This window comes from Janthinobacterium sp. PSPC3-1 (genome assembly GCF_049896105.1).
Taxonomy (GTDB): Bacteria; Pseudomonadota; Gammaproteobacteria; order Burkholderiales; family Burkholderiaceae_D; genus Janthinobacterium.
On the sequence record NZ_JAFCTQ010000067.1, the window covers coordinates 1 to 15,496 of the forward strand.

Here is a 15,496-nt window from a genome sequence, read left to right on the forward strand (position 1 = left end):
GGCATTCGGTGTGCTCAGGTCTGGAAAAATATTTGATCCGACCTTGCACAACGCTTGACGGGGATAACAGTATCTACAGTTGACGTCATTGCATACAAAGCCCATCAAAAAATCTTCGAGAACTTGTCGACGTTATCCTTGTCATAGGTGAACGGTGGCGCCAGCGCCGCTTCGCCCGCCGCATCGACGGTCAGCTTGCCCATGCGGCCCACGGCGATCGATTCGCCGGCCTTGCCGGTGGCTTTGCCAATAACAAATTGATGCGCGGCATAGGTGGCGGCATAGCCCAGGTCGATCGGATTCCAGATCGCGAAACTTTTCACGGCGCCGCTTTTCACGTGGCCGGCCATTTCCGATGGCAGGCCCAGGCCCGTCACATACACCTTGCCCACCAGTTTTTCATCGACCACGGCCTTGCCGGCCGCATTGATGCCGACCGTGGTCGGGGCGATAATGGCTTTCAGGTTCGGGTTGCTGCGCAAGAGGCCGATCGCTTCGCGGTAGCTTTTGTCGGACTGGTCGTCGCCATACACGGTCGACACCAGTTTGATTTTCGAATACGCGGGCTGGGCCAGCGTTTTCTTCATTTCGCCGATCCAGATATTCTGGTTGGTCGCCTGCGCCGTGGCCGACAGGATGGCGATTTCACCGGCGCCGCCGATGGCGTCGGACGCCATTTCGATCTGCTTCTGGCCGATCAGGGCCGGGCTCGATGGATTGAGTTGCATCAGGCGGCCGTCCTTGGCCAGGCCGCTGTCGAAGGAAATGACCTTGATGCCGCGCTGCATGGCTTTCTTGGTGATCGGCACCAGCGCATTGGCGTCGTTGGCGGAAATGACGATGGCCTTGACCTTCTGGCTGATCAGGGAACTGATGATTTCGATCTGGCCTTCGGCCGTCGCCGTGGTCGGACCCGTGTAGATGATTTCCACGTCGCCCAGCTGCTTGGCCGCTTCGTTGGCGCCTTCGTGGGCGGCGTCGAAAAAACCGTTGCCCAGGTTCTTCACCACCATCGCGATCTTGATTTTTTCCGCCGCCTGCGCGCCGGTGGCCAGGCAGGCCATCATGCAGGTGCTCAGGACCGCCACCATCATTTTGTTCATCTTCATGCCACGTCTCCTTTTATTATTGATGTGGCGGTAGACACCATGTCCCCTGCCATCTTGTTATTGGTTTTTAGTTGACTTGCCATTCCGGTTCCGCCGGCAGCAGGGTCGATTCGGCGGCCGGTTCGGGCGCCACCGTCAGCACTTTCACGCCCGACTGTTCCAGCATCTGCACGGCCGCATCCGACGCACCGGTATCGGTGATGACGCAGGACACGCGGTTCAGGCCGCACAGGATCAGTCCGGCCTTGCGCGCGAACTTGCTGCTGTCGGCCAGCACGATCAGTTCTTCGGCCTGGCTGATCAATCGCTTCTCGGCCTGGATCAGCATCGGGTCCGCTTCCATCAGGCCCAGCATCGACAGGCCGTACACGCCCATGAACATTTTCCCGGCGTAATGGTGCTGGCTGATATCGTTGTCGAAGGGGCTCAAAATGACGTTCTGCTCGCGGTAGACTTTGCCGCCCGGCAGGATGATTTCATTCTCGCTCGTCATCAGGAGGCGCTCGGCCATCATGAAGGAATTGGTGAGGATTTTCAGGCGCTTGTCGACCAGAAATTCCACCATGCGATAGGTGGTGGTGCCGCCATTGATGATGATGGTGTCGCCGTCCGCGCACAGGCCGCAGGCGTGCCTGGCAATCGCGCGTTTCTGTGCGGCGCAGCGGTCGATATTGTTCTGGAATGTCTCGCCCGACAGCGCAAAGGTACGCTGTTTTTTTTGCGGCAGGCTTTCCGCGCCGCCACGGGTGCGCACCAGCAGATTGCGCTCGGCCAGCCAGGCGATATCGCGCCGCACGGTGGCCGGCGACGAATTGAGCCAGCCGACCAATTGGTCGACGCTCGCCGTGGTGTGCTCGGCGAGTAACTTCAACAGCCCTTTGCGGCGTTTGTGATTGATCACGTTGTCTCCTCTTGAGTCATCTCCTTGGCGGCTGCGGCGCGGTGCGCAAAGGCCAGGGACGACTTCTTTATCGGTGAGCCAGCCTAAGCAGTTGAGCAGTCCATGTCAACAATCAATCAACATGGTGATTATTTGGCGATCGCGCAAATGGGTGATCGGGGTTCCGATCAACATGATGATTATTTGCGTTTCTCTCACCGTTTTGATTGCTTGTTGATTGACATGACCAGGCCACTGATTTCTACTGAGCGCTGCTGCCGTCATGGCGTTCCGCACACAGATGCGGCCATGGCAATGGGCACACATAACCAATAATGGAGACACTGTATGACCGCCACGATGGACACCAAATCGCCCGCGCCCATGGCTTCGCTGTGGGACGACGCGCACGCCGCAACCTTGAGCGAACCGGAACTGCTGCTGTACCGCTCGAACCTGCTCGGTTCGGACATGCGCATCACCAACTTTGGCGGCGGCAATACCTCGGCCAAGATCACCATGACCGACCCGCTGACGGGTACCGAAGCCGAAGTGCTGTGGGTGAAAGGTTCCGGCGGCGACCTGGGCAGCATCAAGCTCGACGGCTTTTCCACCCTGTACATGGACAAGCTGAACGCATTGAAAGGCCGTTACCGGGGCCTGGCGCTGGAAGACGAGATGGTGGCCTATCTGCCGCACTGCACCTTCAACCTGAACCCGCGCGCGGCCAGCATCGATACCCCGCTGCACGCGTATATCGCGCGCAAGCATGTCGACCATATGCACCCCGACGCGGTGATCGCGATCGCCGCCTGCGCCAACAGCCGCGCGCTCACGCAAAAGATCTTCGAAGGCGAACTGGGCTGGCTGCCATGGCAGCGCCCCGGCTACGACCTGGGCCTGAAACTGGAAGCCGTGTCGCAGGCGCAGCCGAACCTGAAAGGCATTATCCTCGAAGGCCACGGCCTGTTTACCTGGGGCGACACGGCCAAGTCCTGCTATGAAGTGACCCTGGCCATCATCAAGCGCGCCGAAGACTGGCTGGCGGCGAACACCAAACAACCGGCATTCGGCGGCGCCAAGGTCGCACCGCTGCCGTCGGAAGAACGCGCCGCGCTGGCGCAGCGCCTGATGCCACTGCTGCGCGGCAAGATCAGCCAGGACGAATACAAGCTCGGCCACTTCGACGACAGCGCCAATGTGCTCGATTTTGTCTGCAGCAATGACTTGCTGCCGCTGGCCGCGCTCGGCACCTCCTGCCCCGATCACTTTTTGCGCACCAAGATCCGCCCGTTCGTGATCGATTTTGATCCCGCCAGCCCCGATTTTGATCGCTTGGTGGCGGGCCTGGACGAGGCGCTGGCCGCCTACCGCGAGGACTATATCGCCTACTACACGCGCTGCAAGCACGACAACAGCCCGGCCGTGCGCGACGCCAACCCCATCATCTATCTGATCCCCGGCGTGGGCATGCTGTCGTTCGCCAAGGACAAGGCGACGGCGCGCATCGCCGGCGAGTTCTATGTCAATGCGATCAACGTGATGCGCGGCGCCAATGGCGTCGACACCTATGTGGGCCTGCCGGAACAGGAAGCGTTCGATATCGAATACTGGCTGCTGGAAGAAGCCAAGCTGCAGCGCATGCCGAAACCGAAAAGCCTGGCCGGCCGTATCGCCCTGGTGACGGGCGGCGGCGGCGGCATCGGCCAGGCCGTGGCCCGCCAGCTGCTGCAGGAAGGCGCGTGCGTGATGCTGACCGATATCGATGGCGGCGCCCTGGAAGAAGCCGAGCAGAACCTGCTCAAGGTAGCTGGCCGCGACAATATCGCCACCGTGCGCGCCAATATCACGGGTGAGCAGGAGGTGGAATCCATCCTGAACGCCACCGCGCTGCGCTTTGGCGGCGTCGACCTGCTGGTGTCGAACGCGGGCATCGCCTCGTCGGCGCCGGTGGAAGACACGACCCTGGAAATGTGGGAACGCAACCAGTCGATTCTGGTCACCGGCTACTTCCTCGTCAGCCGCGCCGCCTTCCGCATCATGAAGCAGCAGCAGCTGGGCGGCAGCATGGTATATGTGGCCAGCAAGAATGGCCTGGTGGCCTCCGGCGGCGCCTCCGCCTATTGCACTGCCAAGGCGGCCGAGATTCACCTGGCGCGCTGCCTGGCGCTGGAAGGCGCGCCGCATGGCATCCGCGTCAATGTGGTCAATCCCGACGCCGTGATCCGCGGTTCGCGTATATGGGACGGCAAGTGGAAGGAAGAGCGGGCCGCCTCGAACAAGATCGGTTCGGACGATATCGAGGAATTCTACCGCCAGCGCAGCATGCTCAAACGCAGCGTGCTGCCGGAAGACATCGCCGAAGCCGTGTATTTCCTGTCCAGCGAAAAAGCCGCCAAGAGCACCGGCAATATCATCAATGTGGACGCGGGCAATGCGGCCGCATTTACCCGATAATCCGCGATAATCAAGTCCTATAAAAAAGCAGCCGGCCCATGCGCCGCGCTGCGCACAAGGAGACAAAACATGAACACCATGATCGATAGCGGCCTGGTGGCCGAACACAATGCCAAGCTGCAGTCCAACCTCGACGCCGACTACGCGGCGCTGGCCGGCGTGCTGGAACGGCGCGGCCAGGACATTGAAAAACTGACGGCGCTGGCGCAGACTTTTGCCGTGGCCGTGCCCACCTGGGGCGCCGGCACTGGCGGCACCCGCTTTGCCCGCTTCCCTGGCGTGGGCGAACCGCGCAATATCTTTGAAAAGCTGGAAGACTGCGCCGTCATCCATCAATTGACGCAAGCCACGCCCGCCGTCTCGCCGCATTTTCCGTGGGACAAGGTCAGCGACACGGCCGCCCTGCGCGAAATCGCCGAAGGCTACGGCTTGGGTTTTGACGCCGTCAATTCGAACACCTTCCAGGATCAATTGGGCCAGGCGCATACCTACAAGCACGGCAGTTTGACGTCGCAAAGCGCGGCCGTGCGCGCGCAGGCGGTCGAGCACAATATCGAGTGCATCGAGTTGGGTCGCGCGCTGGGCTCGAAAGCGCTGACGGTGTGGGTCGGTGACGGCGCCAACTTCCCCGGCCAGCATAACCTGCGCGGCGCGCTGGAGCGCTACTTGGACAGCATGCGCGACATCTACGGCGCCCTGCCCGCCGACTGGAATATTTTCATCGAGCACAAGCTGTTCGAGCCGGCCTTCTACGCCACCACGATCGCCGACTGGGGCACCAGCTTTGCCTGCGCCACCACCCTGGGACCGAAAGCCAAATGCCTGGTCGACCTGGGCCACCATGCGCCGAACACCAACATCGAAATGATCGTCGCGCGCCTGGCGCAGTTCGGCAAACTGGGCGGCTTCCATTTCAACGACAGCAAATACGGCGACGACGACCTCGATTCGGGCAGCATCAATCCGTTCCAATTGTTCCTGGTCTTCAACGAACTGGCCGATGCGGCCGAGCGCGAAGGCAGCACCTTCAACCCCGCCTACATGCTGGACCAGTCGCACAATGTGACCGACCCGATCGAAAGCCTGATGAGCAGCGCGGTGGAAGTCCAGCGCGCCTTTATCCAGTCCGCGCTGGTCGACCGCGCCGGCCTGCGCCATCTGCAGGAAAGCAATGACGTGCATGCCTCGGCGCAAGCCTTGAAACAGGCCTTCCGTACCGATGTCAGCGCGATTTTGGCCATGGCGCGACTGCGTTCGGGCGCGGCCATCGATCCGGTCGCCTGCTACCGCAGCAGCGGCTACCGCGAAGCGCGCGGCGTGGCGCGTCCACCAAAAGCAGGCGCCAGCAGCAGCGGGATTGTTTAAGTGAAATAGCAAAGGCGGCATGCATCTCCCGGGCATGCCGCCAGGCAAGCAGGTAGAATGCCTGGCACTGGCGCAAGGGTGCGCCGCAACCAGGCCTACGCATGTCTTCTTTCTCCCCCGGCGCCCTGCTGCGCAATCTGAAACCCGATAACTTCACGATCGCCCTGCTGGTGACCGTCGCGCTGGCAAGCTTCCTGCCGTGTTCGGGCACCACCGCCGTGGTGTTCGGCCATGTCACCACCGTCGCCATCGGCCTGCTGTTTTTCCTGCACGGCGCCAAGCTGTCGCGCGAAGCGGTGGTGGCCGGCGCCCTGCACTGGCGCTTGCACCTGCTGGTGCTGGCCAGCACCTTTGTCATGTTCCCCCTGCTGGGCCTGGCGCTGCGTCCGCTGGCCCTGACCTTCCTCACGCCCGACCTGTACATGGGCATTCTGTTCCTGTGCGCGCTGCCGTCCACCGTGCAGTCCTCGATCGCCATGACGGCCATGGCGCGCGGCAACGTTCCCGCCGCCATCTGCAGCGCCTCGGCCTCGAACTTTATCGGCATTTTCCTGGCGCCCATCCTGGTGGGCCTGCTGGTGGCGAAAGGCGCGGAAAGCAAATCGTCCGTCGACGCCGTGCTGTCGATCGTGATGCAACTGCTGCTGCCCTTCCTGGCCGGCCAGTTCCTGCGCCGCTGGATCGGCCGCTGGGTCGACCGTCATAAAGCCACGCTGAAATATGTCGACCAGGGCTCGATTTTGCTGGTGGTCTACACGGCCTTCAGCGAAGCGGTCAACGAAGGCATCTGGCACACCCTGTCGGTGGAAACCCTGGTGGCACTGGGCCTGATCAGCCTGCTGCTGCTGGCGCTGGTGCTGGGCATCTCTACCTTTGTCAGTCGCCGCCTGGGCTTCAGCAAGGAAGACGAAATCGCCATCGTCTTTTGCGGCTCCAAGAAAAGCCTGGCCAGCGGCGTGCCGATGGCCAAGGTGCTTTTTTCCACCCGCTCGCTGGGCATGGTGATTTTGCCGCTGATGCTGTTCCACCAGATCCAGCTGATGGTGTGCGCGGTGATTGCGCAGCGGTATGCGCGCCGGGATGAGGAGAAAGAAGTGCCGGTGTCTACGCTGTAAAGAAAGGCGCTGCGAAGTGAGCGCGTGACGTCATGTCGGCACTTCCCAATGGCCGCCCTTCTGAGGGCCAATATATTTCAGCTTGCCATCCTTGACGAGCTTTGCGCTGGACCGCTGGACCGCACTGAGCGATTTGCCCATCCGGGCAGCCACTTCGGCCAGCGTCATGTCCGGCTTATCCGCAAGATATTGCAGGATTGCCTCCGGCGTTTTAACCGGCGTTTTAACCGGCGTTTTAACCGGCGTTTTAACCGGCGTTTCAAGCAAAGTCTTTTCGCCAACGTCATACGGTGGCGATAAATTTGTCGAGGCAGGCAACGGAAACGGAAACTCCACCCAGAATGCCGCGCTGTCACAATCGAATCTCGGTACCGGACTGGCCTCGGCCACACATGCCCGGCGAATCAGGTCGATGCCACGGCCCCACGATTCGATCAAGCCGGCCAGGAACAAGGTGCGGGCAATGTCCGGGTTGGCGGGCTGCGACGAGTGCTTGCTTATCAGGCGCGTCAGCGACCAGTCAGGCGGCAACTGGCCGGCGTTCCAGATGATCAGCTTGTGATCGTACACGTCACCTTGGTCAGCAGCTTGAGATTTTTCCAAGGAAGACGAAATCGCCATCGTCTTTTGCTCCTCTAAGAAAAGCGTATCCAGCAGCATACCGATGGTCAAGATGTCTGCCAAAGGTAGCAGCGTCGATGTGACAATCTTGTCTACTTACGACCACGTTTACTTCCTTATTTTCGAACTCTGAAACCGTATGCCAATAAGCTTTTGGCGTCCCTTGACTTTGAATGCTATACTTGCTTAATTATGAAGCGTGAGTGAGTGCCTACTGACATATTTCAGTACGTAAACACTGGCATGCAGATTTTGCATTTAGATTCATCTCGTTCGAACATTGTGCCGACCACGCTGAGGGAAAAGTACAAGATCTTCGGCGTTTTTTTATTGGAGGTATGCAATGGCTATCGTTCAAAAACCTATGCAGCCCCTACTTAAAAAGCTGCAGACATCAGGTTTCAATCCTACTTTTGTCAGATCATTACTACCTGAGTGGTGGGATGATTCCATTGCCGAGACACCGTCCGGCTACCAGCAGGCAACCTTAATGCTCGGTAAAATATTGGCTATTCGACCAGACTCTCTGTGGATGCAGGATAGTGAGGCAGTGTTCGCGTTGCCCGACTCCCGAAAATTTAAACGTCGTACCGACATTGCTGAGGATTCCCTAGACGTTGCTTGCGCTCTGGCCTTCTCTGCGGCAAGAATTGTACAGAGTGGTTTAGATGAACTTACGTCGCCAGTCGTAGTTCCAGATGCTAGTGTACTGCGCAAGGAGCTTTTAGCTAAATCCAAGTGGATTGGATTTTCAGAATTACTAAACTATTGTTTTTCGATTGGTATTCCTGTTATCTATCTAGGAAAATTCCCCACGAAAACAAAAAAAATGGATGGCTTGGCATTTGACTGTCACGGACGCCCTGTGATTGTACTTACGAAACGCTCTACGCATGGTTACCTTTTATTTGATTTGGCGCATGAGTTGGGCCATATTGCGTTAAAACATTTGAAAGACGGCGGCTGCATAATTGATCAGAAAATTGATGCTGATGCTGACGATGAGGACGAACGTGCCGCCAATCGATTTGCATTAGAATTGCTCACTGGTGATGCGGAGTGCAGAATTGTTCCTGCCGGAAGAAATTTGACAGGGAGTGAATTAGCTAGTGCTGCTCTTCGACATGGTGAGAGCAAACAAATTGATCCAACTCATGTAGCACTTAACTATGGTCATTCACATGGTCATTGGCCGGTTGCTATAAATGCAGTAAAACAAATCGTTGGAACATCTCCATCAGATCAAGATCTAATTAGGGCAAAGTTGTTTGACAGTCTCGATCAAGACTCGATGAAAGAAGATGATCTTGAAATTCTGGCAAAAATGGTGGGCGAGGTCGATTAGTGATTGTTCTTGCGGATAACGACATAATTCTGAAGCTTGCTCAGTGTGATTTGCTCGATTCTTTGCCTGAACTTCTTGGGGCGCCGATAGAAAGTATTTTTGTCTCTACAACGGCAAGATATCAGTTGCTTCCAAAAAATCCTGATAAGCTATTTTCTAAGTGTGGTAATGAGGAAACTGTTTTACGTCTGAAGAATTTTTTAGACTTGGTTAAGGATATTCCTGTAATAGAAAATATCGAATTATTAGGCCGTGTTTCTGGAATTCAGAACATTGACGCTGGAGAACAACAGCTTTTTGTTGCATGTATCAGCAATAATGCTTCAACTTTAATTACCGGTGATCGGAAAGCTCTTCGTGCGGTGATCTCTTGCAAGGATACTGTGCCTGAGTTACACGCCGGTCTGATAGATAAAGTGGTTACTTTCGAAAGTGCGTTATTGCTTGCGTTAGATGTATTTGGTTTTCCAGTACTTAAGCAGAAACTCCTTTCTTGCCCTAAGCCTGATGGCGTACTAAAACAAGTTTTAAGGCCAGATATGGCTGAAGATAATTTGCGTGAATGTTTGGTTTCTTTTACACGCGAGGTATCTTTATTCTTGACTGCCAAAGAGAGATTACCTCATGAACTTAGGGTCGAATAAGCTTACGTCATCGTACGAATCAGTAAAAAATTCATTAGATCTTTCTTCTGATGTTAATAAGTAAAAATTTTGATAAATTAATATCGAAAATTTATATTTCAGCTAATTTTAGCGCTCGTTTTAAGCCTTCGACAATCACCCGATACGCCTGCCCCCTGGCCTCCTCATCCGGCGCCCGCAGCACATACGACGGGTGATACACGGTCACCACCCAGCGGCCGTCATGCTGAATCGGCGTGCCGATCAGCGGCGTCATGGTGGCCGAGCCATCCTGCAATATCGACTTCAAGGCCGTGCTGCCCAGCGCCACGATCACTTGCGGTTTTACACTGGCCAGTTCCTGTTCCAGCCAGTCATGGCAGGCGGCGATTTCGCGTTGTGCTGGCGTCTTGTGCAGGCGGCGCTTGCCGCGTGGTTCCCATTTGAAATGCTTGACGGCGTTGGTCAGATAAATGCTGTCGCGCGCCACGCCCGCCTCCAGCATGGCGCGCTCCAGCACCGCGCCGGCCGGGCCGACAAACGGCAAGCCGGCCAGGTCTTCCTGGTCGCCCGGTTGTTCGCCGACCAGCATGATGGCCGCTTGCGCGGGACCGACGCCGGGCACGGCCTGGGTGGCGCTTTTCCACAGTTCGCAGCGGCGGCACTGGTCCAGCGTGGTGGGCAGTTCGCGCGCGGGCTGGGCGCGTTCGGCGGAGATCGGGATCATCGCTGCGCCGCTGCGCTGGCCGACGGTGGCGGTCTGGCCCGTGCGGCGCTCGCCGTTGGCGGCGCTGCTGACCATGGCGGGCACGATGGCGCCTTCCGGCAGATTTTTCCAGAAGCGCGAGGGGATATGGCTGCGCAGCAGGTCGGCATTCAGGCGCGCGGGGTTGAAGATGCTGCGGTAGTAGGTCAGCCACAGCGCTTCGCCGGCGTCGTCGATATCGGCCGGGCCGCGCTCGGCCGCGCCGCGCATCAGGGCCGGGCCGGCGTGCAGGGTTGTGCCGTCCCACAGCATGGTGGCGGTCGGCGTGGCGATCATCCAGCTGATGGGGCCCATGCGGCGCGCGAAGTGGCGCGCCACTTGCGGCAGCACGTCGTGCACGGGCTCGAACCAGGCCACGAAACGCGGCGCACCCTGCGCTTCTTCGCGCTCGCGGAAACGCACATAGGCGTGCATGTCGTGCTCTTCGCGGCGCACGGCCTTGGCCATGCCGTGCAAGCGCGCGCCATCCGCATCGGCCGGCGAGATCACATCGTGCTGGCCCTGCTGCCAGCGCCACAGCACCTGATATAAAAACGCCCAGCGATCCTGCACATTGAAGCAGGCGGCGCTTTCCAGCAGTTCCACCAGGGATCGCGGCAGGCGCAGCGGCGGCGCGCTGGTATCGGTTGCGTCCGGTGTTGACGAAAACAGGTCGCCGTCGCCGGGCTGCGATTGCCAGGCGATATGGACTGGCGCCACGCCAAGCGCGATCAGCTCCCGCGCTGCAGCACGCCACTCGCCGAACGACTGCGCCAGCCGCACGACCTGGTTCATGCCGCCTGCAGCTCCGGCCACAAGTTCATCTGCTGCGGCGCTTCCGTCATGGCGCGGCGCAGGTTTTCGGAGGTGGTGGTGTCGCGCGCGGGAAAGTAGTCGGCCGTGATGATAAAGGGAGAGATCTTTTTCATGCTGCAGCGCAGGCGCGACAGGTCGGCGTAGCGCACCTGGCGCAGGCGGCGCAGATCGACGATGCGCTGCGCGTTGCGCAGGCCGATGCCAGGCACGCGCGCGATCATGTGCAGCGCGGCGCGGTTCAGGTCCATCGGAAAATGCTCGCGGTGCGCCAGCGCCCAGGCCAGTTTCGGGTCGATATCGAGCGCCAGGTTGCCACCGCTGGCGGGCAGCAGTTCGCTGGCCTGGAAGCCGTAGCTGCGCAGCAAAAAGTCGGCTTGATATAACCTGTGTTCGCGCAGCATCGGCGGCGGCGCCAGCGGCACGCTTTTCGGGCTGTCGGGAATCGGACTGAAGGCCGAGTAATACACGCGCTTGAGTTTATAGCTGCCGTACAGGGTCTCGGCCGTGTTGAGGATCTGCTGGTCGTCGCTGGCGTCGGCGCCGACGATCATCTGCGTGCTCTGGCCGGCCGGCGCGAAACGGGGTGACTTCGGTTCCTCGGCTTTTTCATCGAGCTTGCGGCGGATCGAGCCCATCGCCAGCTTGATGGTGTGCACGCTTTTTTCGGGCGCCAGCTTCTGCACGCTGTCCTGGGTCGGCAGTTCGATATTGACGCTGAGGCGGTCGGCATAGCGGCCCGCCTGTTCGATCAGGGCCGGGTCGGCGTCGGGGATGGTTTTCAGGTGGATATAGCCGCGGAACTGGTGCACCTCGCGCAGCTCGCGCGCCACCTGCACCAGCTGCTCCATCGTGTAGTCGGCCGACTGGATGATGCCGGAACTGAGGAACAGGCCGTCGATGTAGTTGCGCAGGTAAAAGTCGGCCGTCAGTTTCACCACTTCGGCCACCGTGAAGCGGGCGCGCGGCACGTTCGAGGTGCGGCGGTTGACGCAGTACTGGCAGTCGTACAGGCAGTAATTGGTCAACAGGATCTTCAGCAGCGACACGCAGCGCCCGTCCGGCGTATAGCTGTGGCAGATGCCCATGCCCGAGGTGGCGCCAAAGCCGTCCTTGCCGATCGAGTGGCGCTTGGGCGCACCGCTGCTGGCGCAGGACGCGTCGTACTTGGCCGCATCGGCCAGGATTTCCAGCTTGTCCGTCAATTCCATGGGGCACCTCAATACTGTATGTATATACAGTATATCAGGGATGGCCGGCTAACGCCTGCTTGATCCATGCAATGGCAAGACGCTATATATCCGTGTATATTACGCTTCTGTTGATTGCTCACTCTCAAGGATATGACCATGCGCCTGACCTCTGCTGCCCGCCTTCTTGCCGCCGCTTTTTTCATGACCACTGCCGCTACCTCCGCCATGGCCGGCGAAGTGGTGGTGTCGGCTGCGGCCAGCCTGACGAACGCCTTCAAGGATGCGGCGCAAAGCTATGAGGCGCAGTATCCGGGCAGCAAGGTCTCCTTGAACTTCGCCGCTTCGGGTGTACTACTGCAGCAGATCGTCAAGGGCGCACCGGTCGACGTGTTTGCCTCGGCCGACCAGGAAACCATGGACACGGCGCAAAAAGAAGGCCTGGTGCTGCCAGCCGACCGCCATGATTTCGTCAGCAACAGCCTGGTGCTGATCGTGCCGTCGGACAGCAAGCTCGGACTCAGGAACCTGAATGACCTGACGCAGAAAAGCGTGACGCGCGTGGCGATCGCCAATCCGGCCAGCGTGCCGGTGGGCCGCTATTCGGAAGGCGCGCTGAAAAAGGCGAATCTGTGGGACGGCGTGCAGGCCAAGGCCATCAGCACGCAGAACGTGCGCCAGTCGCTCGACTACGTGGCGCGCGGCGAAGTCGATGCGGGCTTTGTGTACGGCACCGACGCGGCCATCATGAAAGACAAGGTCAAGGTGGTGTTCGAGGTGCCGCTGGAAGCGCCGGTGCTGTACCCGATCGCCACCATCAAGGGCAGCGCCAATGCGGCCGAGGCCAAACGCTTTGTCAGCTATCTGCAAACGGCGCCGGCGCAAGCCATCCTGGCCAAATACGGATTCAAAAAACCATAAGCTGATCGCACCGGATGGATATCGCCTGGACCGCGCTGGCCCTGTCGCTGAAAGTGGCGGCATGGGCCACGGCGCTCAATTTGTTGCTGGGCATCGGTACCGGCTACCTGCTGGCCCGCGCCCGCTTTCCCGGGCGCGACCTGCTCGACGCGGTATTGACCTTGCCGATGGTGATGCCGCCCACGGTGCTGGGCTATTATCTGCTGGTGCTGCTGGGCCGGCGCGGCAGCATCGGCATCTGGCTGCAGGAACACTTCGGCATCAACCTGATCTTTACCTGGCAGGGCGCCGTGATCGCTTCCACCATCGTCGCTTTTCCGCTGGTGTTCAAACCGGCGCGGGCGGCGTTTGAAGCGGTCGATGGCCAGCTGGAACAGGCGGCGCGCGTGCTGGGCATATCCGAAATCGCCATTTTCTTTCGCGTCACCCTGCCGCTGGCCTGGCGCGGCATCCTGGCCGGCGTGCTGCTGGGCTTTGTGCGCGCGCTGGGCGAATTTGGCGCGACCCTGATGGTGGCCGGCAGCATACCCGGCAAGACACAGACCCTGTCGGTGGCCGTGTACGAGGCGGTACAGGCGGGCCAGGATGAGGTCGCCAATATGCTGGTACTGATTACCTCGGTGGTCTGCATCGTGGTGCTGCTGTCGGCCGGCACGCTGGCGCCTGGCCGCATCGTTCACAAGTAAAACCATGCAACTCGACCTCGATATCCGCGCCACCTTGCGCTCCGGCAAACGCCATTTTGAGCTGCACGTGCAGTGCAGCTCGACCAGCCAGCGCATCGCCGTGTATGGCCCGTCTGGCGCCGGCAAGAGCATGACCCTGAAGGCAATTGCCGGACTCTTCACCCCGGACGCCGGCCATATCCGCCTCAATGGCCGTACGCTGTTCGATTCCGCTGCCGGCATCAACCTGGCGCCGCAACAGCGCAATGTGGCCTATCTGTTCCAGGACTATGCGCTGTTCCCGCACCTGACGGTACGCCAGAACGTGGGCTTCGGGCTGGCGCGCGGCTGGTTCAATCCGCGCGCGCGTGAGAAACTGGCCAAGGTCGAGCATTGGCTCGATGCGTTTCATTTGCAGGAACTGGCGCACCAGTATCCCGACGAGTTGTCCGGCGGCCAGCGCCAGAGGGTGGCGCTGGCAAGGGCACTGGTGTCGGAGCCGGCCGCGCTGCTGCTGGACGAACCGTTCGCCGCCCTCGATCCGGCCCTGCGTGTCACCATGCGGCTGGAACTGAGCCAGTGGCAGCAGCGCCTGGGCGTGCCGATGATATTGATTACGCACGACCCGGAAGACGCGCGCATCCTCGGCGACCATGTGCTTTACTTGCGCGATGGCCGCATCGACACGATGGAAGAAAACAGACACGAGGTGAAAATTGGATAAGGCAGAAATCGGCCTGCAAGGCTCGGTATGGATGACGGTGGGCGGTGAACACCTCGGTGGCGCCGGCAGGGTGGCGTTGCTGGGCGCGATCGCCGAATGCGGCTCGATCACGCAGGCGGCCAAGGCGGTCAAAATGAGCTACAAGGCGGCCTGGGACGCCATCGACGCGATGAACAACCTGGCCGGCGAGCCGCTGGTAGAACGCCTGGCGGGCGGCAAGGGCGGCGGCGGCACGCGCCTGACGCAGCGCGGGCGCCAGCTGGTCGACAACTTTCGCATCATCGAACGCGAGCACGAGCGCTACCTGCGCCAGCTGGGCAGCCAGGCCGAGGGCATCGCCGACGACCTTTTACTGATACGGAGAATGGCCATGAAAACCACGGCACGCAATCAATTCCTGGGCAAGGTGGCCGAACTGAAGTCTGGGGCGGTCAACGACGAAGTGATCCTGGAACTGCCCGGCGGCCAGCAGATCGTGGCCGTCATCACCCAGGGCAGCAGCGACAGCCTGGGCCTGGCGCCCGGCGTGGAAGCATTCGCGCTGATCAAGGCCTCGTCCATCATCCTGGTGGCGGATGGCGAAGGCGCGCGCTTCTCGGCGCGCAACCAGCTGGCCGGCACCGTCACGCGCGTGCAGACGGGCGCCGTCAATACCGAGGTGGTGCTCGATCTGCCGCGTGGCGGAACCATCGCCGCCATCATCACCAACCAGAGCGCCAGCGAGATGGCAATCGCCATCGGCAGCAAGCTGACGGCGATGTTCAAGGCGTCGAGCGTGATTCTGGGTGTGCCTGCGTAATCCGACAACATTGTTGGCGCCGGTGGTGATGTCGGATTACGCGCAAGCGCTAATCCGACCTTGTATTATTCCTCTCATGCGGTTGGTGGTGTTGCGAACAACATCGACCGCTGTCAAAATTCTT

General features: G+C 59.8%; 16 protein-coding genes. 11 read left to right on the top strand and 5 right to left on the bottom strand.

All coding sequences use genetic code 11. The features are described 5' to 3' along the window. Positions 1-104: 104 nt before the first annotated feature. Positions 105-1,091, bottom strand: a complete 987-nt coding sequence (gene rhaS / locus ACP7B7_RS30790) for a rhamnose ABC transporter substrate-binding protein (protein ID WP_426079252.1) — start codon at positions 1,089-1,091, stop codon at positions 105-107. Between the two features lie 85 nt (positions 1,092-1,176). Further along, positions 1,177-2,010 (bottom strand): DeoR/GlpR family DNA-binding transcription regulator, encoded by an 834-nt coding sequence (locus ACP7B7_RS30795; protein ID WP_426079243.1) that lies wholly within the window; start codon positions 2,008-2,010, stop codon positions 1,177-1,179. A 102-nt stretch (positions 2,011-2,112) separates the two neighbouring features. Here ACP7B7_RS30795 and ACP7B7_RS30800 point away from each other — a divergent pair, with 102 nt between their 5' ends. The 4 genes from ACP7B7_RS30800 (at position 2,113) to ACP7B7_RS30815 (ending at position 6,926) form a co-directional block, all read left to right on the top strand. Beyond that, a complete protein-coding gene (locus tag ACP7B7_RS30800) occupies positions 2,113-2,325 on the top strand; it encodes a hypothetical protein (RefSeq protein ID WP_426079244.1) in 213 nt (70 codons plus the stop codon). 12 nt (positions 2,326-2,337) lie between these two features. Continuing rightward, a complete protein-coding gene (locus ACP7B7_RS30805; RefSeq protein ID WP_426079245.1) occupies positions 2,338-4,446 on the top strand; it encodes a bifunctional rhamnulose-1-phosphate aldolase/short-chain dehydrogenase in 2,109 nt (702 codons plus the stop codon). Between the two features lie 69 nt (positions 4,447-4,515). Continuing rightward, positions 4,516-5,811, top strand: a complete 1,296-nt coding sequence (rhaI, locus tag ACP7B7_RS30810) for an L-rhamnose catabolism isomerase (RefSeq protein ID WP_426079246.1) — start codon at positions 4,516-4,518, stop codon at positions 5,809-5,811. A 101-nt stretch (positions 5,812-5,912) separates the two neighbouring features. Continuing rightward, the gene (locus ACP7B7_RS30815; RefSeq protein WP_308923169.1) at positions 5,913-6,926 is read left to right on the top strand and encodes a bile acid:sodium symporter family protein; all 1,014 of its coding nucleotides are present in this window, start codon (positions 5,913-5,915) and stop codon (positions 6,924-6,926) included. 30 nt (positions 6,927-6,956) lie between these two features. Here ACP7B7_RS30815 and ACP7B7_RS30820 read toward each other — a convergent pair whose 3' ends face one another. Continuing rightward, entirely contained in the window at positions 6,957-7,598 is a 642-nt protein-coding gene (locus ACP7B7_RS30820; protein WP_426079247.1) for an ATP-binding protein, read from the bottom strand. On the opposite strand from ACP7B7_RS30820, the gene ACP7B7_RS30825 reads away from it, so the two are divergent. From ACP7B7_RS30825 to ACP7B7_RS30835, 3 genes are all read left to right on the top strand, one after another. Next, complete coding sequence (locus ACP7B7_RS30825; RefSeq protein WP_426079253.1) at positions 7,546-7,680, top strand: hypothetical protein; 135 nt, start codon at positions 7,546-7,548, stop codon at positions 7,678-7,680. The genes ACP7B7_RS30820 and ACP7B7_RS30825 overlap by 53 nt on opposite strands. 210 nt (positions 7,681-7,890) lie before the next feature. Next, on the top strand, positions 7,891-8,892 hold the full coding sequence (locus tag ACP7B7_RS30830; protein ID WP_426079248.1) for an ImmA/IrrE family metallo-endopeptidase: 1,002 nt from the start codon (positions 7,891-7,893) through the stop codon (positions 8,890-8,892). Next, the gene (locus tag ACP7B7_RS30835; protein ID WP_426079249.1) at positions 8,892-9,536 is read left to right on the top strand and encodes a hypothetical protein; all 645 of its coding nucleotides are present in this window, start codon (positions 8,892-8,894) and stop codon (positions 9,534-9,536) included. Before ACP7B7_RS30830 ends, ACP7B7_RS30835 begins: the two co-directional genes overlap by 1 nt. 91 nt (positions 9,537-9,627) lie before the next feature. On the opposite strand, the gene ACP7B7_RS30840 is transcribed toward ACP7B7_RS30835, so the two are convergent. Then, positions 9,628-11,055: a UdgX family uracil-DNA binding protein gene (locus tag ACP7B7_RS30840; protein ID WP_426079250.1), complete on the bottom strand. Its 1,428-nt coding sequence runs from the start codon at positions 11,053-11,055 to the stop codon at positions 9,628-9,630. Then, entirely contained in the window at positions 11,052-12,284 is a 1,233-nt protein-coding gene (locus tag ACP7B7_RS30845; protein WP_308923165.1) for a putative DNA modification/repair radical SAM protein, read from the bottom strand. Before ACP7B7_RS30845 ends, ACP7B7_RS30840 begins: the two co-directional genes overlap by 4 nt. A 138-nt stretch (positions 12,285-12,422) precedes the next feature. Between ACP7B7_RS30845 and modA the strand changes: the two genes are divergently transcribed. The 4 genes from modA to ACP7B7_RS30865 are packed head-to-tail and all read left to right on the top strand — an operon-like array spanning position 12,423 to position 15,372. Further along, positions 12,423-13,184 carry a molybdate ABC transporter substrate-binding protein gene (modA, locus tag ACP7B7_RS30850; RefSeq protein ID WP_308923164.1) on the top strand — a complete coding sequence of 254 codons (762 nt, stop codon included), beginning with the start codon at positions 12,423-12,425 and terminating at the stop codon, positions 13,182-13,184. Positions 13,185-13,198: 14 nt separating this feature from the next. Continuing rightward, positions 13,199-13,870, top strand: a complete 672-nt coding sequence (gene modB / locus ACP7B7_RS30855) for a molybdate ABC transporter permease subunit (RefSeq protein WP_308923163.1) — start codon at positions 13,199-13,201, stop codon at positions 13,868-13,870. A 4-nt stretch (positions 13,871-13,874) separates the two neighbouring features. After that, positions 13,875-14,573, top strand: a complete 699-nt coding sequence (locus tag ACP7B7_RS30860) for a sulfate/molybdate ABC transporter ATP-binding protein (RefSeq protein ID WP_426079251.1) — start codon at positions 13,875-13,877, stop codon at positions 14,571-14,573. Positions 14,574-14,604: 31 nt separating this feature from the next. Then, positions 14,605-15,372 carry a TOBE domain-containing protein gene (locus ACP7B7_RS30865; RefSeq protein ID WP_308925627.1) on the top strand — a complete coding sequence of 256 codons (768 nt, stop codon included), beginning with the start codon at positions 14,605-14,607 and terminating at the stop codon, positions 15,370-15,372. The last annotated feature ends 124 nt before the right edge of the window (positions 15,373-15,496 follow it).